The sequence below is a fragment of the Vreelandella zhanjiangensis DSM 21076 genome (assembly GCF_000377665.1).
Classification (GTDB): Bacteria; Pseudomonadota; Gammaproteobacteria; order Pseudomonadales; family Halomonadaceae; genus Vreelandella; species Vreelandella zhanjiangensis.
The window spans coordinates 57,279-77,304 of sequence record NZ_KB898646.1 but is presented as its reverse complement, the minus strand read 5'-3'; the positions used below and the strand labels follow the sequence as shown (position 1 = coordinate 77,304).

General features: G+C 52.8%; 16 protein-coding genes. 4 read left to right on the top strand and 12 right to left on the bottom strand.

Annotation, left to right across the window (positions count from 1 at the left end; all coding sequences use genetic code 11):
• Positions 1 to 113 precede the first annotated feature (113 nt).
• The 9 genes from lon to nrdR all read right to left on the bottom strand — a co-directional run bounded on the left by lon (position 114) and on the right by nrdR (position 9,464).
• Positions 114 to 2,576, bottom strand: a complete 2,463-nt coding sequence (gene lon, locus D467_RS0100285) for an endopeptidase La (protein WP_018915496.1) — start codon at positions 2,574 to 2,576, stop codon at positions 114 to 116.
• Positions 2,577 to 2,669: 93 nt separating this feature from the next.
• The gene (locus tag D467_RS0100280; protein WP_018915495.1) at positions 2,670 to 3,926 is read right to left on the bottom strand and encodes a DUF945 family protein; all 1,257 of its coding nucleotides are present in this window, start codon (positions 3,924 to 3,926) and stop codon (positions 2,670 to 2,672) included.
• 80 nt (positions 3,927 to 4,006) lie between these two features.
• Positions 4,007 to 4,480, bottom strand: coding sequence for a phosphatidylglycerophosphatase A family protein (locus tag D467_RS0100275; RefSeq protein WP_018915494.1), 474 nt, complete (start codon positions 4,478 to 4,480; stop codon positions 4,007 to 4,009).
• Positions 4,477 to 5,454: a thiamine-phosphate kinase gene (gene thiL / locus D467_RS0100270; RefSeq protein ID WP_018915493.1), complete on the bottom strand. Its 978-nt coding sequence runs from the start codon at positions 5,452 to 5,454 to the stop codon at positions 4,477 to 4,479. Before thiL ends, D467_RS0100275 begins: the two co-directional genes overlap by 4 nt.
• A 36-nt stretch (positions 5,455 to 5,490) precedes the next feature.
• Positions 5,491 to 5,994, bottom strand: a complete 504-nt coding sequence (nusB, locus tag D467_RS0100265; RefSeq protein WP_018915492.1) for a transcription antitermination factor NusB — start codon at positions 5,992 to 5,994, stop codon at positions 5,491 to 5,493.
• Positions 5,991 to 6,479, bottom strand: a complete 489-nt coding sequence (gene ribH, locus D467_RS0100260; protein ID WP_018915491.1) for a 6,7-dimethyl-8-ribityllumazine synthase — start codon at positions 6,477 to 6,479, stop codon at positions 5,991 to 5,993. The genes nusB and ribH overlap by 4 nt, the downstream gene beginning before the upstream one ends.
• A gap of 4 nt (positions 6,480 to 6,483) precedes the next feature.
• Positions 6,484 to 7,650 (bottom strand): bifunctional 3,4-dihydroxy-2-butanone-4-phosphate synthase/GTP cyclohydrolase II, encoded by a 1,167-nt coding sequence (gene ribBA / locus D467_RS0100255; RefSeq protein WP_018915490.1) that lies wholly within the window; start codon positions 7,648 to 7,650, stop codon positions 6,484 to 6,486.
• A 162-nt stretch (positions 7,651 to 7,812) separates the two neighbouring features.
• The gene (gene ribD, locus D467_RS0100250) at positions 7,813 to 8,973 is read right to left on the bottom strand and encodes a bifunctional diaminohydroxyphosphoribosylaminopyrimidine deaminase/5-amino-6-(5-phosphoribosylamino)uracil reductase RibD (RefSeq protein ID WP_018915489.1); all 1,161 of its coding nucleotides are present in this window, start codon (positions 8,971 to 8,973) and stop codon (positions 7,813 to 7,815) included.
• The gene (gene nrdR / locus D467_RS0100245; RefSeq protein ID WP_018915488.1) at positions 8,973 to 9,464 is read right to left on the bottom strand and encodes a transcriptional regulator NrdR; all 492 of its coding nucleotides are present in this window, start codon (positions 9,462 to 9,464) and stop codon (positions 8,973 to 8,975) included. Before nrdR ends, ribD begins: the two co-directional genes overlap by 1 nt.
• A 259-nt stretch (positions 9,465 to 9,723) precedes the next feature.
• On the opposite strand from nrdR, the gene D467_RS0100240 reads away from it, so the two are divergent.
• From D467_RS0100240 to D467_RS0100225, 4 genes are all read left to right on the top strand, one after another.
• A complete protein-coding gene (locus D467_RS0100240; RefSeq protein WP_018915487.1) occupies positions 9,724 to 11,484 on the top strand; it encodes a sugar phosphorylase in 1,761 nt (586 codons plus the stop codon).
• Positions 11,485 to 11,646: 162 nt separating this feature from the next.
• Complete coding sequence (gene dsbG, locus D467_RS0100235) at positions 11,647 to 12,432, top strand: thiol:disulfide interchange protein DsbG (protein WP_018915486.1); 786 nt, start codon at positions 11,647 to 11,649, stop codon at positions 12,430 to 12,432.
• Positions 12,433 to 12,606: 174 nt separating this feature from the next.
• A complete protein-coding gene (locus D467_RS0100230) occupies positions 12,607 to 14,223 on the top strand; it encodes a methyl-accepting chemotaxis protein (protein ID WP_018915485.1) in 1,617 nt (538 codons plus the stop codon).
• A 441-nt stretch (positions 14,224 to 14,664) separates the two neighbouring features.
• Positions 14,665 to 16,281: a methyl-accepting chemotaxis protein gene (locus D467_RS0100225; RefSeq protein ID WP_026285535.1), complete on the top strand. Its 1,617-nt coding sequence runs from the start codon at positions 14,665 to 14,667 to the stop codon at positions 16,279 to 16,281.
• A 124-nt stretch (positions 16,282 to 16,405) separates the two neighbouring features.
• Here the strand turns inward: D467_RS0100225 and D467_RS0100220 are convergent, their stop codons facing one another.
• The 3 genes from D467_RS0100220 to D467_RS0100210 all read right to left on the bottom strand — a co-directional run bounded on the left by D467_RS0100220 (position 16,406) and on the right by D467_RS0100210 (position 19,948).
• Entirely contained in the window at positions 16,406 to 17,626 is a 1,221-nt protein-coding gene (locus D467_RS0100220; RefSeq protein ID WP_018915483.1) for a glycosyltransferase family protein, read from the bottom strand.
• Between the two features lie 18 nt (positions 17,627 to 17,644).
• The gene (locus D467_RS0100215) at positions 17,645 to 18,562 is read right to left on the bottom strand and encodes an HAD-IIB family hydrolase (protein WP_018915482.1); all 918 of its coding nucleotides are present in this window, start codon (positions 18,560 to 18,562) and stop codon (positions 17,645 to 17,647) included.
• Positions 18,563 to 18,931: 369 nt separating this feature from the next.
• Positions 18,932 to 19,948 carry an OmpA family protein gene (locus tag D467_RS0100210; protein ID WP_018915481.1) on the bottom strand — a complete coding sequence of 339 codons (1,017 nt, stop codon included), beginning with the start codon at positions 19,946 to 19,948 and terminating at the stop codon, positions 18,932 to 18,934.
• Between the last annotated feature and the right edge of the window lie 78 nt (positions 19,949 to 20,026).

The following is a 20,026-nucleotide window of genomic DNA, read 5'->3' as shown; positions in this document are numbered from 1 at the left end:
GACATAAAAAAACGCCGTACTTTTGTACGGCGCTTATAATCAGCTGATAAAACTGGCCTTATGCTAGCACGCTAGCTAATGAACTATTGATGTGCTCGCTAACGCGCTACCCCCTAATTTTTAAAAACCACATTGGCGACATCCTTATAGCGATTCGCAAAGTGCACGGTCACACCCTCTTTAAGATACCCCGGCAGCTCTTCATAATCCCGACGGTTGGCCTCAGGCAGAATCAACTCAAAGATATCGCTGCGCCGGGCGGCAATGACTTTCTCACGAATCCCCCCGACCGGGAGTACCTGACCGGTTAGCGTCAGCTCGCCCGTCATCGCAAGCGGCCGGTTGATCGCCTGATGCTTGGCAAGTGAAAGCAGCGCGGTGGTCATGGTTACCCCGGCGGACGGCCCATCCTTAGGTGTTGCGCCTTCTGGCACATGAAGGTGAACAAAGGCTGAATCGAAGAAATCAGCATCTGCTCCATACTCCTGCAGGTGGCCCAGCGTGTAGCTGTAGGCAATATTGGCGGACTCTTTCATGACATCGCCAAGCTTGCCCGTTAGCTTGAATCCACGATCCAGCGAATGGATCTTGCCAGCTTCAATAGGCAGCGTTGCGCCGCCCATCGACGTCCAGGCAAGCCCTGTTACCACGCCTTCGCCCTTGAGCACTTTCTCCTTACGGAACATAGGCGCGCCCAGGAATTCTTCCAGGTTATTGACCGACACCTTGACGGTTTCAAGCTCCTCTTCCAGCAGCTTAACGGCCGCTTTACGCACAATACGGTGAAGCTGTTTTTCAAGCTGCCGAACGCCTGCTTCACGAGCGTACCCTTCGATGACCTGCTTTAACGCCGCCTCGGTCAAGTTGATGCGCTTTTTAGGCAGTTTGTTGCGTTTGAGCAGCTTCGGCCACAGGTGGTTCTTGGCAATCGCGAGCTTTTCCTCGGCGATATAACCGGAGAGGCGAATCTGCTCCATACGGTCAAGTAACGGACCAGGAATCGAATCCAACGTATTGGCCGTGCAGATGAACAGCACCTTGGAAAGGTCCATCCGGACATCAAGGTAGTGGTCCAGGAAGTCGACATTTTGCTCTGGATCCAGCACCTCAAGCAGCGCTGATGCAGGGTCGCCCTGGAATGACTGACCCAGCTTGTCGATTTCGTCCAGCATGATAACGGGGTTTTCGACTTCGACTTCTTTAAACGCCTGGACAAGCTTGCCGGGCATCGCCCCTACGTAAGTGCGCCGATGGCCCTTGATTTCCGCTTCATCGCGCATTCCGCCGACCGAAAAGCGATAAAACTCACGCCCCAAGGCTTCTGCAATGGAACGGCCAATGGAGGTTTTACCCACGCCTGGAGGGCCGATCAGCAGAACAATCGAGCCGCCCACATCACCCTTAAACGTGCCTTCCGCCAAGAACTCTACAATACGTTCCTTAACATCCTGCAGGCCGTCGTGGTCACGGTTTAACACCTCGCGGGCATGGCCTAAATCAAGCTTATCCTGACTTGTCACTCCCCAGGGCAAAGAGGTCAACCAGTCAAGGTAGTTACGCGTGGTACCGTACTCGGGAGAACCGGTCTCAAGCACACTCAACTTATTGAGTTCATCATCGATACGGCTTTGGACACGCTCGGGGACGACTAACGAATCCAGGCGGTTTCTAAAGGTATCGACATCGTTTTCACGGTCATCCTTGGAAATACCCAGCTCACGCTGAATGACTTTCAGCTGCTCACGCAGGAAGAACTCGCGTTGGCGATCCTGCATCTGCGCATTGACCTGCTCGCTGATTTCACTTTGCAGCTGGGCAACCTCAATCTCCTTACGCAGAAGAGGCAGCACCTTATGCATACGCTCGGCTACCGGCAGCGTTGCCAGCACGTCCTGAAGCTCTGGCCCTTTAGCCGAGGTAATCGCTGCGGCAAAATCGGTGAGCGGACCTGGCTGATGGGGACTAAAACGGTTCAGGTAGTGCTTTAGCTCTTCGCCATACAGCGGGTTGATCGGCAGTAATTCTTTGATGCCATTAATAATTGCCATGGCATAAGCACGGGTTTCTTCATTTTCAGCATCAACGGGTTCTTTGGGGTAGGTAACCTCAACCAGATAAGGCGGCTCTTTGGAAAGCCAGCGCTTGATTTGAAAGCGCTGCACACCTTGGGCAATAAACTGAATTTGCTGGTCTTCGCCTTTGAGCTTATGCACTCTGACGGCGGTACCAATTTCTGGAAAATCGTCGTGGTCTAACGACTCAACACCGCCCTCGCCTACAAATGCAACGCCCAGGGTCTTATGCGGCGTATTGCCGACGCGGCGCATGGTTTCTTCCCAGCGCTCACGGTTGATTACCAGTGGCTGTACCTGAGCCGGGAAAAAAGGCCGGTTGTGAATAGGGAGTAAGTAGATGCGCTCGGGGAGCATTTCACTGGCGGGAACCAGCGAGTTTATCTTCTCGCCGTCTGAACGATGCTCATTTTCGCTGGCATCATCAGATTGGTGCGATGACGATTCGTCGTCCGCCAGCCAATCGAGATTATCGTGATCGCGGTTATTATCCTGGTCGCTCATGCACCCTCCAATAAACAGTGACTGACGGCTATACCGTCTAGCATTGCTTATGGAATGCGGGCACAGACTGAAAACTTCAACCCTTGTAAGCGTCTATTGCGGCCATAGCTCAGGCATGGGCCGACCATTAACGCGCCAGCTACCACGTATAACGTCAAACTGTAAATCCCGGGTACCTAACGGCAAACCTAACCATAATGCGGCCACAGTAGGTGCCTCATGCCAGATAAAATCACCGTCCAGACGTTCAAACCAGCGCTCTCGCTCATCAGGTTTATCAAGCGAGGTAACGCTTAATTGATCCAGCTTTCGTGCATCGAAAAACAGCGCACCATCGGCATCGACACGAATACCCAATAAAGGGCTATCCAACGCCACCGTAGATACATCCAGGCGTGGAGAGTCGCTCAGTATCTGCAGGAGATCAGGCTCAAGGCGGGAAACCAGCCCTTCGGCCATAGGCAGGCTGGTATCGCCCCATGCAGCTTCTTGACGCAAGCGCCGGATTGTCTGGCGTATAGCATCGGCGTTTAGGCGCGAAAGCTCCATTTCAATACGCCCGTTAAGCAGCGGCGTATCCGGTGCCTCCGAGGGCACCATCATATCGCCCATCACCAGCTCACCTTTCAGGCGCAGCTCGCTTTCATCCAGCACCATATAACTTTGCAGGCTTAGCGGTGCCAGCTGTATGGCATAGGCAGGATAACGTAGCGCTACCGAATCCACCTGTAGATGGTCGCGCTGGGTAAAATGATAGGCATCGTCAATATAGGTGTAACGGCTCTCAAGTAGCGTTGGGCCCAAGGTCAACTGCGCTACACCATCGACTAATGACAGCTGGTCGAAGCGAACGCGTAAACGCCAGTCACCAAACACGCCGTCAAGGCGCAGACGCGCACCGCGAACTTCAAGTTCACGCCCACTTTGCTGGATAATAAACGGTGCCAAGGCAAGCTGCAGTTCACTGCGGCCACTTAGCGTGTGATAGCGCCCTTTCCAACGTGGGGCGGACGCGGCGGTGACTTCGCCCACCGCACGCTGCAAGGCCGTATCCAGACGCGGCGAAAGCGTGCCTTCGACATCAGTACTTAAAATGCCGTGGCGGGCGCGGTAGGTAAGCTCTAATCGCCAGGGGCGCCCCAATAAAGGTGAGAGCAGCAAACGTCCCTGGGAACTTAACCAGCCACGATTGCTCTCAGTACGGGCTACCCGCCACTCCCCTCGCGCTTCCAAATCTTCCAGTGCCTGGCGAAGACTGCGCTCAAATAACACGCTGGACAGCAACTGCCCCGCCATCCATACAATGGCGATCGCTGCCAAGATAGGGACGATTAAACGTTCCTTGCGCATGCCATCTCCTTGAGCCGCACCATTAGGAAGTAATGTTCGCCAGTGTCACCTGCCGCTGCATTTTAGTGCAACCAATACTCTCAATGTAACCAATACCATAGATGCATGGTGCTCCAGGCATAGATGCCGGCCATGACATCATCAATCATGATGCCGAAACCACCGGCAACGCGCCGGTCCGCCCAGCGGATCGGCCAGGGTTTAAAAACATCGAAAATACGGAACACAATAAAACCCCATAGCGCGGCTTCCCAGGAGAAAGGAACAGCGGCCATGGTAATCCAGTAACCTACGAACTCATCCCAAACAATGCCGGAATGATCGTGTACGCCTAAATCATGCGATGTTTTATCACACAGCCAAACGCCGACGATAAAAGCGACAAGCACAATGCCTAAATACCACCCAAGGGGTAGATCAGCCATTATCCAATAGAAAGGAATGGCGGCGAGCGTGCCAAAGGTACCCGGCGCCCAGGGCACCGTACCACTGCCTAGACCAAACGCGAAAAAATGCGTTGGGCGACGCCACACACTTGATGGTGCACGGTTCATGGCGTTCCCTCGTTAAAATGCTGCCAACCAGCGTTGCGATACGGTGCGATTCCTTCAACACCTAGCGTTTCACTGCATTGACCAATCACCGTTAATGCTAAACCCAGTTCGCGAAGATCACGCTGTGCGTTAACCACGTTTTCCGGTGCCAGAGTGACCAGCAGTTCATAATCGTCACCGCCTGAAAGTGCTGCATTACGCGCGCCCTCAAAGCCAAGCGACTCGACAAGTGCCTCGGCCAATGGCAGCGACTCGACATCAACAATAGCGCCCACCTTGGATGCCTTGCGCAGATGACCAAGATCGGCCAGCAGCCCATCCGAGATGTCCATTGCGGCGGTCGCTATATCGCGAAGCGCTGCCCCCGCTACCAAGCGCGGCTCAGGCAGTAAATAACGGCGCAGCAAGGGATGTTTGAGATCACGTTCGCCACGTTGCCAAAGTGCTAACCCGCCAGCGCCACCGCCCAAAGTACCGGTGACCGCAATCATATCGCCAGGCCTTGCACCGGCACGCGTTAAAGCACGACCTGCAGGCACCTCGCCCATGACGGTTACTCCGATGCTCAGAGCGCCCGACGTGACGTCGCCACCGGCCAGCGTGGTTGTGTGTTGCTGACACAACGAATGAAAACCATCGGCAAAACCTTCTACCCACGCGTGGATCGCGGCGTCATCAGAAAACGCCCGCTGATCCAGCGTTAGCGCCATAAAACACCAGCGCGGGTCTGCGCCCATGGCCGCTAAATCGCTTAACGCCACGGCAAGCGCACGATGCCCCACCGCAAAGGCAGGGGCATCATGGGGAAAGTGAACATCTACCACGGACGTATCAACGCTAACCGCGAGCTGATGATTCGCTTGAGGCACTAACAGGGCAGCATCGTCGCCACCGCCCAGTGCGACGCCATCTTTCACATGCAGTTTTTGCGACGGCATCAGATAACGACGAATCAAATCAAATTCGGCAAGCACAAAGGCCCCTTAACCGTTTAATCAGGCAGCCCGCCGTTATAAACGGCGAGCGCTGACTTCGGCACTTCTCAAGCGATTAGCCAGCTTGTCGAGAATGCCGTTCACGTATTTATGGCCGTCGGTTGCGCCAAACGACTTGGCCAACTCAACCCCTTCATTGATAACCACCCGGTACGGCACTTCCATACGGCGCGAAAGCTCGTAGGCCCCCAGGCGCAAAATGGCAAGCTCTACCGCGTCCAGATCTTCCAGACGGCGATCCAGCAAGGGAGATATTTCGCGGTCAAGCTCGGTTTTAAAACGCGCGGTGTTGTGCAAAAGCTCATGGAAAAGCGCCTTGTCAGCGATTTCCATTACCTTGACCCAGTTTTCATGATCTTCCAGGTCATCATCAGCTACCTGGCTACGAAACTCGGCTTCAACAGCAGTGATGGATTTACCGGTCATCTGCCACTGGTACAAGCCTTGCACGGTCAATTCACGGGCAGCGTGACGGCTCTGCTGTGCGGCAGAGGGCTTACGCTCACGGCGCTCGCTCATTGTGAATCTCCTAGCGGTATCGCGCGCAGCAGTGAGACCATTTCCATCGCTGCCATAGCGGCTTCCGTTCCCTTGTTACCCGCTTTGGTACCCGCTCGCTCAATCGCCTGCTCGATGGACTCAACGGTCAATACGCCGTTCGCGATCGGCGTATCAAACTCAAGCTGCAAGTGATTAATCGCAGTATTACAGCCGCCTGCTACGTATTCAAAGTGCGGCGTACCGCCACGAATAACCGCGCCAAGCGCGATAACTGCATCTGGCTTCATCACTTTAAGAACACGTTTTACCGCAAGCGGCAGTTCCCAGGCGCCCGGGACGTGAACAATGTGAATATTTTCGGCATCTACGCCGTGACGCGTCAAACTATCAATAGCGCCTTCCACAAGACTATCAACCACATGATGGTTGAACCTGCCAACCACGATAACGTAGCGGCCATCGACGTCGACAAACGTACCTTCTACTTGAGAGAGGGATTGCATCAATTTATTCCTGCTGAGAAATTGGCTCATACACGGTGTCATTAGGCCCTACGAGCTCGACAACTTCGAGATCAAAGCCTGACAGGGCCGAAAACTTCCATGGTGAGCTTAGTAGCCGCATTTTACCAACGCCTAAGTGGCGCAGAATCTGCGAGCCAGTACCAATCGTTAAATAATTACCCGTGCCATCAGATTCGCTGGTGCGCGGTTGGCGCACGCGGTCCAAAAACACGTCTAACTGATCTTTTAAATCCTGATGCGGACGACCATCGTCAATCAGCACCAGAACGCCGGCGGGCGAGCCCGCGATCTCTTCAAGCGCCCGATGGGCATTCCAGCGGCCCTGCTCATCCTTGGCTAACCCGAGCACGTCACGCAGCGTATCCGCCAGATGAACGCGTACCGTAGTTGCCTGGTCTGGAGTGGGCTGCCCTTTCACCAACGCTAAATGATGCGCCCCTTGGATGCGGTCACGGAAAACATGCAGCGCCAACTCCCCTTGAGAAGTCATGACGGTGGAAGTTTCCACATGATCAACCGTCTGCTCGTGAATAATACGGTAATGAATCAGATCGGCAATGGTACCGATTTTAATATCATGCTGCTTGGCGAACGCTTCAAGCTCCGGCCGACGCGCCATACTGCCATCATCATTCATGATTTCGCAGATCACACCGCTGGGGTCACAACCGGCTAGCGCGGATAAATCGCAGGCGGCTTCTGTATGACCTGCGCGACGCAATACGCCACCGGGCTCGGCCATCAGTGGAAAGATATGCCCTGGCTGCACAATATCCGTCGGTTTCGCATACGGCGCGCAGGCCGCTTGAACCGTACGTGCGCGATCAGCGGCCGAGATGCCGGTCGTGACGCCTTCCGTTGCTTCTATGGAAAGCGTGAACTTGGTACCAAAGCCCGAGCCGTTATCCCGCACCATTAACGGCAAGTTGAGCTGTTCACAACGTTCGCGTGTCATCGGCATGCAAATAAGGCCGCGGGCAAAGCGAGCCATAAAGTTGATATGCTCGGCCTGCACTTTCTCGGCCGCCATGATGATATCACCTTCATTTTCGCGATCCTCATCATCCATGAGGATCACCATTTTGCCCTGGCGAATATCATCTACCAGATCGGCGATAGAGGCTAAGCCCCCAGAGGAGGAGTGCGCCATGGAAGCTCCTAAATATGAATTCGCACGGTATGCGATGTCGCGCAGCATCTATGCTCCGCAATATTTAAAGGTTGTGATGCCAACGTTGGCGACACTAATTTTGGGACACCGATTTTGGGACACTGATTTTGGGAACAGAGTACCTTGCTATTGCCACGTGCGCTAGTCAGGCTGAGGAGAGGCAATAATTCGCCAATCACGGCCTACTGCGCGCATGTCATGAATGGTTAAGCGCCGTTGATCTGCCATTCGCGAAAGCCCAGGCAAAGCAAAGAGCGGCTTTGCTTCGCCGCCCAATAAAGTGGGTGCTACAAAAAGCTGCAGCTCATCCACTAGCTGAGCATCTAACAGCGCCCCGGCAAGCGTAGCCCCTGTTTCAACCAGTAACTCATTAACCTGCTCGTTTTCAGCCAGCCACTGAAGCAACTCCTTCAGCGGAAGGCGTCCATCACTACCTGCCTCAAACACATGCACTTCAGCGCCAGCGGCGATCAATTTAGCGCGTTTTTCAGGCGAATGCGCAGGCGTTGTCATGATCAGCGTTCGGCCCGGCTCGGTTAAGCAGGCCGCGGCCAGCGGTAAGCGCAGCCGGGTATCCACAATAACGCGCAGCGGCTGACGCAAAACCACCGTATCCGCGTTTGCCAACTGCAATTGCTCAGCCCGTAAGGTCAGCCGCGAGTCATCCATGATAATCGACTCAACGCCGCTTAAAATAGCGCTGGAACGCGCTCGCAAACGTTGAACGTGACTGCGCGCTTCAGGCCCGGTTATCCACTGCGATTCGCCTGACCCCATCGCCGTGCGGCCATCCAGGCTCATAGCCATTTTCAGGCGCACAAAGGGCCGGTTATGCTGCATACGTGCGATAAAACCAGGGTTTAGCGCCCGCGCATCCTGCTCAAGCAAGCCTACATCGACGTCTATACCAGCAGCCCTGAGTACTTCGATTCCCTGCCCGCTGACCTGTGGATTAGGATCGACCATGGCGACCACAACGCGTGCTATCTGGGCATTTTTAAGCGCTACCGCACAGGGCCCGGTTCGGCCGGTGTGAGAACAGGGCTCAAGGGTAACGTAAGCAGTCGCCCCTTTGGCATTTTCACCTGCGGCATTAAGCGCATGGATTTCCGCGTGGGGCTCGCCCGCCCGAACATGAAAACCTTCCCCTACAATATGCGCTGGATGGCCAGATGACTGCTGAACAATCACGCAGCCCACTCGTGGGTTAGGGTCCGTGGTATAAAGCCCCTGCTTGGCCAAGTGTAAGGCACGCGCCATGTAGTGGTGGTCTGAATCACTAAACGGGCTGGTAGTACTCATTACGTATCTTCCTTGTCACGCTCAGACGTTATACGGGGCGGCTCCTGAGAAAGCCGGTCAATCTCGGCGCGAAACTCATCCAGATCCTGAAACTTACGGTATACAGAGGCAAACCGGATATAGGCGACCTGATCCAGATTCTTTAACGCCTGCATCACGGATTCGCCAATATCACGCGCGTTAATTTCGCGATCGCCTCTGGCGCGCAGCGTTTGACGAATACGCTCAACCGCCGCTTCAATAGATTCTGCACTGACCGGGCGTTTTTCTAATGCACGCACCATTCCATCGCGTAACTTGGCTTCATTAAAGCTTTCACGAGAGCCATCTGACTTTATGACCCGAGGCATCAGCAGCTCGGCCGTTTCGTAGGTAGTAAAGCGCTCATGGCAATTAGCGCATTGCCGACGCCGACGCACCTGATCGCCTTCCGCTACCAGTCGCGAATCGGTTACTCGAGTATCATTAGCACCACAAAAAGGGCAATGCATAGCGGTCAACCTGTTGTCAGCCCGTGCTGTAAGCTGCACGAGTAAGCGTGTTATAACCTAATTATCACTCACTGTTTTCAAGCGCGTTTTATCTCTTACCTGACATAAACTCATATGCCAGTAAGGTGTTAAACGCGGGCCTTAATGCAACGTTAACGGCCCCTTCCCCTGCATTGTAACGATTTGGCACACAAGCTGCATTTGTTCAATACATGTGCTTGATAAACTTAAGGGACAGATGGTTGATAAGGAGTCGCTTATGCCAACATTTGAAAAGAAGATTCACGGTTATCTAACGCATCTTTATGGCCCTCGGGCTGATGAAACGTTGCGTCGCCTGGGCCAGCATCTCGACCATTTTCGTTCGTCAAGAGCACCAGCATTTACCGATGCGCCAATGCACTATGGCTCAGCACCAACATGGAGCGAAAAAGATCAGTGGTTGATCTGTTATGGTGATTCCATCATAGATGCTGACTCGCCCCCTCTTGCAGTCCTGAACGATTTTTTACAGACGCGCTTGGGCGATCGCATCAGCGGCGTGCATGTTTTGCCCTTCTTTCCCTGGAGTAGCGATGACGGTTTTTCGGTCATTCACTACCGTGAGGTTAATCCAGAACTTGGCGACTGGCACCATATCCAGGCACTTGCCCACCACTGTGATGTGATGGCGGATCTGGTGTTGAACCACGTTTCCCGGGAATCACTATGGTTTGTCGATTATTTAAGCGGCAGCTTGCCGGGCCGCGATTACTTTATTGAAGTAGATCCTGAAACGGATGTTTCCCACGTTACCCGTCCGCGAAGCAGCCCCCTACTCGTTCCGGTGGCAACACGGCGCGGCACGCGCCACCTATGGGCAACTTTTTCAGAAGACCAGCTCGATTTAAACTTTGAAAACCCTGATGTGCTTCTGGAGTTTGTAGGGATTTTACTGTTCTACCTGCAGCAAGGTACGCGAATCATTCGCTTGGATGCCGTGGCATTTCTTTGGAAGCGCCTGGGCACTTCGTGTATTCATCTGCCTCAAACCCACACCGTTGTGCGTCTGTTACGCGCCATAGTGGATGAGGTTGCGCCGGGCACTCTGCTAGTTACCGAAACCAACGTGCCTCACGAAGAAAATATCAGTTACTTCGGGTTAGAACGCCTGCCTGATGGGCCGCCTGATGAAGCACATATGGTGTACCAGTTCGCGCTGCCTCCTCTGCTACTTCATACCTTGACGCGGGGCGAGTCGGAAACCCTGCAAACATGGCTATCGAGCTTACCGGTATTGCCACACCACTGTACGTACCTGAACTTTACCGCAAGCCACGACGGTATTGGCGTGCGCCCTTTGGAAGGCTTACTTCCTAACCATGAGCGCGACGCTCTTTTAGAGTTGATGCATCGCTTCGGCGGTTTTGTCAGCATGCGCAGCAACCCAGATGGCAGCGATACACCTTACGAAATCAATATTACCTGGTTTGAGGCAATGCGCGGCACGCACCGCGGACCAGATCCTTGGCAGGTGGCACGCTTTTTATGCAGTCAGGCTATTATGCTGAGCCTACAGGGAATTCCAGCACTTTATATTCATACGCTGACCAGTACGCTCAATGATATCGAAGGCGTCGAGCGCAGTGGCCGATTGCGCTCCATCAATCGGCGTCGTTGGCAGCGCAGCGAACTTGATCTACTGCTCGATAACACCGCCAACCCGACGCACTATATCTTCCATGCACTGTGTCGCCTGCTCGAGCAACGCCAGCAGGAACCATGCTTTCATCCCAGTACTGCACAGCGCGTACTTACTTCGCCACCGGAGCTTCTTGCCATCGAACGCGGCCCGTTACATGACGGACGCCGACTGCTTGCCCTTTATAATGTCACTGACAAACCTCTACGCCTGTCAGACGCGGGCGAAGCCGTTACGCAATCACTTGAACAGCACGACTGGCAAGCGCTTGAACCCGATAGCTCACAAGAAGATACGCTTTCGCCTTACGCGGCACGCTGGCTGGTCGCTTTCGCCTAGTGCTTGGATATTAATAGCGTTTGGATATTGATAGTGCTTGGATATTGATAGTGCTTGGGTATTAACAGCATTTTGGTATTACCTGACGATAGGCTCTGCTACGTTATGCCACTGACTGAGTTTGTCTTTTTTACGCAATCGCGTATACGCAAGGATGTTGTGATGTCTTTTAGGCTCTGCTTTTTTAGCTCTTCGTTATTGAGTGGCCTTTTATTATTTGCAGGCACAGGCCAGGCGAGTGAACTACCTGCCCCGGTACAGGCATTAGCCAATCAAGGGTGGGAAATTCATGGCCAGTTCGATGTTCCGGGTGGCCTTACAGGCTATGGAGCAAGCACTCAGGGGCAGGAAATAGCCATCTACCTTACCCCTGACGGCGAGCACGCCATTGTTGGAACGCTGATGGATAGCCAAGGCAATAATCTGACAGAAGCCCAGCTGGATGAGCACGTACGCGCGGCACTTGAAGCCGAAACATGGCAATTGCTGGAAGACAGTCACTGGATACAGGATGGTAGCCCCGAAGCTCCTCGGGTGATTTACACTTTTACCGATGCCAACTGCACTTATTGCCAGGCGTTTTGGGAACAAACCCGCCCCTGGGTAGATGCTGGCGAGGTGCAGCTACGCCACATTATGATCGGTATATTAGCGCCAGATAGCCCCGGCAAAGCTGCCGTTCTACTTGGTGCTGATGACCCCAGCGCAGCACTGAAGCGCCAGAAAGAAGGCGAAGTGATCACGGCGAGTGCGCAGCCACGCGAGATCGAAGAGCAGGTATACACGAATAACCAGCTGTTTGAAGCGCTGGGACTTTACGCTACGCCCACCAGCGCCTTTCAACGGGAAACGCCTAACGGTGATCTACGTATCGACCGAACACAGGGTATGCCAGATGAAGCCCGCCTGATTGAAATGATGGGCGGCCCAGCGCCAGACGAACATTAAAGTATAGCTATTAAATTCATATAACTAATTGATTAAAGCCGCCTATCCTTAGGCGGCTTTTTTATAATACTGCTCATAACAAAAATATATGTAAATTACGTTAACGCCTTCACTAATTGAGCCGATACATAAATAACAACCCTCTATTAGCTTGGTTTTTTGATAGGAAAAAACATGACGAGTCTAACAACAACACAAAAACTCTGGGGAACGCTGGGTATTATTTGGATCAGCATGCTGCTACTGGTGGGCTGGCTTGCCTGGGAAAACCGCCAAACGATTGAGAGCGAACGCCGCGACAGCATTCAACACGTGGTCGAAAGCGTGCATAACCAAATCGAAGCCTTACAAGCAAGAGTAGCCACTGGTGAGCTCAGCCTTGAAGAAGCGCAACAGCGCGCTATCGACAATATGGCCAGCGTGAGCTTCGGCGCTGACGAATACATTTTCGCTTTCAATGACGATCTGTTGGTTATTTCTCATCCTACCCGCACACCTGGCACTGATATGACCAACTACCTGGACGCTAGTGGCATGGCGCTATACCCGGCGTTGCTGCGTGTTTCCCAGGCAGGCGGAGGCCACGTTGACTACTACGCTACTCGCGCTGGCGGTGATGAACAGTTACAGAAAACCAGCTATGTAGCGCATCTTCCCGAGTGGCAGTGGTCACTGGCAACGGGTGTGTATGTTTATGATATTAATGAAGCATTTATTGCCGGTTTGCTTCGCTCGGCGGGGATACTTCTAATCTTTGGTTTACCGGTAACCATGCTTATGGGCTGGGTTATTCGTGATGTTGCTCGTCGTTTAGGCGGAGACCCCCGCTATGCGGCTGGCGTTGTACGTAATATAGCCAATGGTGATCTAACCCAAATAACTCAGCTTTCATCAAAAGACCAACAAAGTCTGCTATTTGATATTAATCGTATGCGGGAAACGTTAGCCGAAACGATTGGCGATATTCATCATGGCGCCAACCAGGTAAATAGTGGTGTCGAGCAGATTGTGGGCGTGAATGAAGAGCTTTCAACGCGCACCGAACAGCAGGCCGCGTCGCTTGCTGAAACGGCTTCCAGCATGGAAGAGCTCACGGCAACAGTAAAGCAAAATGCCGAGCACGCTGATCATGCCCGCAAACTGGCGACCACTACTGCCGATAAAGCACAACAGGGCAGCGATGCGATGACCGCCATGGTGAGCACCATGGCCAACATCAATGAAAGCTCGGCCCAAATGAGCAGTATCGTTAATACGATCGATGCCATCGCTTTCCAAACCAATATCTTAGCGCTTAATGCCTCAGTCGAGGCGGCGAGAGCCGGGGAACAGGGGCGTGGCTTTGCCGTTGTCGCCAGTGAAGTACGCCAGTTGGCTAGCCGCTCAGCGTCGGCTGCTCAGGAAATCAAAAAGCTGATCGAGAACTCCGGTGCCAAGGTGGCTGATGGCAGCCAGCAAGTTCGCAATACCGGCGAGATCATTAATAACGTAGTGATCGATATCCAGCAACTCAGTACGCTGGTACAGGAAATTTCAGCGGCGACCAGCGAACAGAGCAGCGGCATTGAGCAGGTGAACCTGGCGGTCACGCAGATGGATCAAATGACTCAGCAAAACGCCAGCCTGGTACAAGAGAGCAATCATGCAACGCAAGCACTGTCTCATCTGAGTATTCAGCTACGTCAACGAGTAGCTAACTTCCGCATTAATCACAATGCAGCGCCTACACCGGCAACCACCCTACCACTAGCTTCTTCAACGCCACGGTACACGCACGACAACGATTTCTAAGCTGATTGATAGCCGTACTAAAACGCCCCTTGGCCTAGAGTTAAGGGGCGTTTTGTTATCTCAATCTAGGGTGCGCTGACGTTTTACTCACGTTCGTGCCAGCTAAGGTAATTACCGGGAGAGTGTCATCACGCGAGATCGAAGAATCAGTATACAAAAAAGCCCAACTTTTTAAGGCAATGCCTATCAGCACTGCTGGGCGAGAGACATTGCACAACAATCTACGAATCGACTGAACTCAAGCCATGCTTTACAAATTAAAATCAGCACTAACTATAGTGTGTTTATATGCATAACCGTTTGATTTTAATAGCTCATAATTGAAGGCTTTTTTATAACGTGTTGCGTCAAAAAAATATTTGTAAATTAGGCTAACGTCGTAGGAAATTAAGCCGATATACAGGCATCACTCATCATCAGCTTTATTTTTACAGGACACACATGACTCGACTGACTACGAATCAACAACTTTGGAGCATTCTGGGGATCATTTGCTTGGCCATGCTGACGCTGGTTGGCTGGTTAACCTGGGAGTCTCGCCAAACCATTGAGCAAGAACGTCGCACGAGTATTCAACATGTGGTCGAAAGCCTTCACTCTCAGCTGGATGCATTACAAACCATGGCAAGCCGTGGAGAGCTAACCCTGCAAGAGGCTCAGCAGCGCGCCATTGATAGCCTAGCCAATGCAAGTTTCGCTGAGGGCGAATATGTCTTTGCCTTTGATGACCAGCTAAAGATCGTCTCCCACCCTAACCGCCCACGAGGCGAAGATATGAGTGGCTTTAAAGATACCCAAGGGATGCACTTGTATCCTGCCTTTCTTAATGCCGCGCGCTCAGGTGGAGGGCATGTCGATTACTTTTCCCGCCGCCTTTCGGGTGACGAAGAATTTCCAAAAATCAGCTATTTCGCCTATATCCCCGAGTGGAACTGGGCATTTGGCGCTGGCATCTATGTCGACGATATCCAAGATGCTTTTATCAGTAATCTTATCCGTTCTCTAATAGCGCTGATGATTATCGGCATCCCCGTTACCGTACTGATGGGCTGGGTTATTCGCGATGTAGCTCGCCGTTTAGGAGGAGACCCGCGTTACGCAGCCACCATAGTTCGTCATATTGCCGACGGCGACTTGACCCGCAACACTCAGCTTTCCAGGAATGACCAGGATAGCCTGCTGTTTGATATTAACCGCATGCGTGAAGCATTAGCCGAAACGATTGGCGATATTCACCACGGTGCCGATCAGGTAAATAATGGTGTTGATCAAATTGTGGGCGTGAATGAAGAGCTTTCAACACGCACCGAACAGCAGGCCGCCTCGCTTGCTGAAACGGCCTCCAGCATGGAAGAGCTTACGGCAACGGTGAAACAAAATGCCGAGCACGCTGATCATGCCCGCAAGCTGGCGACCAACACCGCCGAAAAAGCTCAACGGGGCAGCGATGCGATGACGGCAGTGGTAAGCACCATGGCCAACATCAATGAAAGCTCGGCCCAAATGAGCAGCATCGTTAACACGATTGATGCTATCGCGTTCCAAACTAACATTTTGGCGCTTAATGCTTCGGTTGAAGCGGCCAGAGCGGGGGAACAGGGGCGTGGCTTTGCGGTGGTAGCAAATGAGGTACGGCAGTTGGCCAGCCGTTCGGCATCCGCTGCCCAGGAAATTAAAAAGCTGATCGAGAACTCAGGCGCCAAAGTAGCCGATGGTAGCCAGCAAGTTCGCAATACCGGTGAAATCATTAATAACGTGGTCACCGATATTCAGCAGCTCAGCACGCTGGTACAGGAAATTTCCTCGGCTACCAGCGAACAGAGCAGCGGCATCGAACAGGTGAACCTGGCGGTCACCCAAATGGATCAAATGACCCAGCAAAATGCTAGCTTGGTGCAAGAGAGTAACCATGCAACCCAAGCCTTATCCCATCTAAGTATTCAGCTGCGCCAGCGAGTGGCTAACTTCCGCATTAACCAAAACGCAGCGCCTACTCCGTCAGCCACCCTACCGTTAGCCTCGTCAACAACACGGTATACGCACGATAACGATTTCTAAATCTGATTGATAGGCGTTCAAGCGCCCTTTTGGCTTTAGGCCAAGGGGGCGTTTTTTTTTCGCACCTAGATAACATTTTATGAAAAAAAACAACTTCCAACGCTTGAAGCTCATCGTAAACGTTTTAAACCTTACCCTGGTTATCAAGCTCCACGGCTTCATGCATTCGGCTTAACAAATCCGGTACGGCTGCCTGCACGCGGTTCCAGCTGGGAATAAACGGCCGCTCGCGCGGGTTATCCAGAAACAGATTGCCTGCCTCTAGTAAGTTACTCGCAAACAGCTCTACCGCCTGTTCTTCACAATGGCGGTCCAGGCTCAAGCCATTCATGGTAGCGTCATGGTCATAGGCTTCTATCAGATCCAGCGCCAGCCGGTAATAAGTGGCTTTTAGCGTTCGAAAATCCTCGCTGCTAAAACTCACGCCTTGAGTGGCCAGCTTACGATAGAGCGCCTTGGAAATATCTAAACTCATTCGGTTCAAGCCGCCACTGGCATCCTCCTCACTGATGGGCTGATGCTTGTGATCATAGGCATCAGCGATATCTACCTGACAGAGCTGGCGGTGGGAGTAGTTGCGCTGCAGCTCAGACAGCACGCCGATTTCAAGCCCCCAGTCGGCGGGGATACGGATGCCTTCCAGTACCTCGCTACGCATAGCAAACTCACCGGAAAGCGGGTAACGGAAGCTATCCAGATACTCCAGGTAAGGCATAGGCCCAAACACGGTTTTAAGCGCACGAAGCAAAGGGGTTACTAATAAGCGTGACACACGACCATTAAGCTTTCCCTCAGCAATGCGCGGGTAATAACCTTTGCAGAAGCTATAGTCAAAGCGCGGGTGCGCAACCGGATACATCAAGCGCGCCAAGAGCCCTCGATCATACGTAAGAATATCGCAATCATGCAGTCCAACGACGACTGAGCGGTGGGAAGCTAAAACATACCCCGCACAGTACCAAACATTACGTCCTTTACCTGGCTCCAATGCTCCCAAACCATGGCTTTCAAGCTCTGCGTCCAGCTCACGTAGACGCGGGCCGTCGTTCCATAAAATGCGGGTATGCTGCGGCAGGCGTGAAAAGAATTCTCGAGCGTATAAAAACTGATCGCGATCCGCGCGATCCAGCCCAATTACGATTTCATTCAAATAAGGCACTTGCACCAATTCATCGATTATTTTTGATAGCGCAGGCCCTTCCAGCTCAGAAAACAGCGACGGCAAGATCAAGCCCATAGGGCGGCGCTTGGCAAACTGGGTAAGCTCCTGCTCTAGCGCCTCAACAGGGCGACGGGTGAGATTATGAAAATCGGTAATCACCCCATTTTGGTAAAAATCACTCATGGATATCCCTCCTTGGCGTTACTGAGTTACCGCAAAGGTTTTCGTTGGTGCGTTTAGCTGACGGCTATCCTTTCCCCACCAGTACGCTACTCCTTCTGCCCATCCGGCAGGCCCGGCTGCCTTTGTTCGATATAACGCCGCGGTTTGCGGTGTAACAAGCGCTTTATGCAAGCCTCTAATAACCACGGCCTGATCAACCGCTTCCAGCATCGTTAAGTCATTGGGTCCGTCGCCCAGCCCTAACGAGAGCGGCGTGCACCCCCTTAATTTGGCAAAGCGCTTGATTAACCATGTGACGGCGCAGCCTTTATCTGCGCCATAGCCCATAACGTGCCAAAAGCGCCCACCCTGAGTAAGCTCGAGGCCATCACCTTTCAGCGCCAGCCGGAAATTTTCGAGCGAGGCTGTGTCGTCTTGCCAAATTAGCGGCTCGCTGCCTTCGCGCTTGCATGCATCCTGTGCGCGCGCTTCATCTAATCCCGTCAGTTTAACGACGTCTTGAACACTCAACTCACCCATGCTGGTAAAATTCACGCCCAGCCGTTTGCGCCATACCCTTAAGCGTGCTCGGATAAACCCAATATCAACACCGACGTGTTTTGTAACAATGCCATCGCGTCCATTGCCTGGACGGTCAAGACGCGCATGGCACCAGCTAGGCGGCAGGCCAATAATAGCGCCATTTTCAGCTACAAAAGGTGTTCCCGTAAGTCCAAGCAATTCACGCAGCGGCAATAATTCAGCACGTGTTTTACTGGACACAGGGATTACCGGCACGCCTAATTGTTTTAAGCGCGACAAGCTGGGTGCCGCAGGTGAGAAATCATAGCTGTGGTGATCGAGTAGCGAACCATCTAAGTCGGTAAGAACCAGGCGTGAGCGATGTTCCGCGTCAGGCAACTCGGTTAACAATGCGGTACTGGCATGTTCAGACATAGCGCTACCTCTTTTGGCTTAAAGAAGCCGCTAGGCTTTGTCGTTAATGACCACCTTAAATAAGCAGCTTATATGCCAATGCAGAAAAAATTATTATTTATTAAAATCTTAATAAAAAAATATAGAATGTCCCGCGCAAAGCATTAATTACTAATCCCGAAAAAGCATCATTATTGTGCAGCTAAGCCGGTACTTATTAGTAAAACCTCTATATACCTACCCCTCCTAAGCTAGCGCACCGTATTGAGCCAAGCTCTATTCATCCGGCCACGAGGTGGGAGCTGAATTTATTCGGCGATGGCGACGCCAGCCGCCCCTTAAATCCGGCAGCGCTTCGCCGAGGTGTCGGACCAGCGCTAAAGCGATCTCCTACTCTACATGAATCACCACTTCTACCCGCCGATTGCGCGCTCGCCCCTCTGGGGTCCCGTTATCTTCAAGCGGCTGGGTCGCCGCCAAGCCAACGGCCCGCAGCCGTTCAGGAGCAACTCCTTCGGCTTCCAGCGCCTCTACAATCGCAATCGCTCGGGCGCTTGAAAGCGCCCAGTTAGAAGAGAACTCATCGGTGCTGATGGTCTGGCTATCAGAATGACCCTCGACCCACACTTCACCGTCGTAGCGCTGTATGGTCTCCAATAGACTGCCTACCAGAGAGGAGCCTCCACTGGTTAGGTCTGCGGCCGCGGAAGGAAACAGCAATTGATCCTGTACCCGCAAACTAATCCCTTCCGCGACACGCGATACCTCAACACCTTCCAGGTTTGGCAGGTAGGGAGATGTTTCGACACGCTCGGCTAATGCTATTTGGACGGCCTGGGCACTATTGATGGCATCTACCGATATTTCTTGTACATTGACCGGCGGGCGATCCGTTAGCAATACCATGTAGTTTGCCAGCGGAGCCGCCGGGACATCACCGGCGGGCACTAACGCGGTAGGTAATACCACTGGCGGAAGCCAGGCCAATGGCTCGTCAAGCTCAACAGGTGGTAGCGATTCAAAGCGTTCAAGCGCCAGCAAAGGGGGTGGCGAATTAGGCGTAGGTTTTGGCTTAGGTAAACCCGCTACCCCTAATGCGGCACTTAACGCGAAAGGGTCCAACCCATGCCGCCACTCTTCTATAACGCGGTGCTGTAGCACGCTTTCCATGGCATCAGGAAGCGGCACTTCAAGCACAGGGGTGGACACTTGAGCAACGTCTTCTGACGATACTTGAAAAATTTCAGGCGCCGTTTTGCCCGCCGCCGCCACAATAATGACAAATAGCGCCACCAGCAGCGTCATAATATCGATATAGCTAATCATCCATCCGCTACTGCTTTCATCGGTTGGGTACGCTGACATTAGCGAATCATGGCGCGGACCGCTGCGATGATCTTCAAGCATGCGTATTATCGCTCATTCAAGTTTTCAACCTCGTGGCCGATTGTTACTAGGCATGATAAAACTCAACTAGTCTATCAA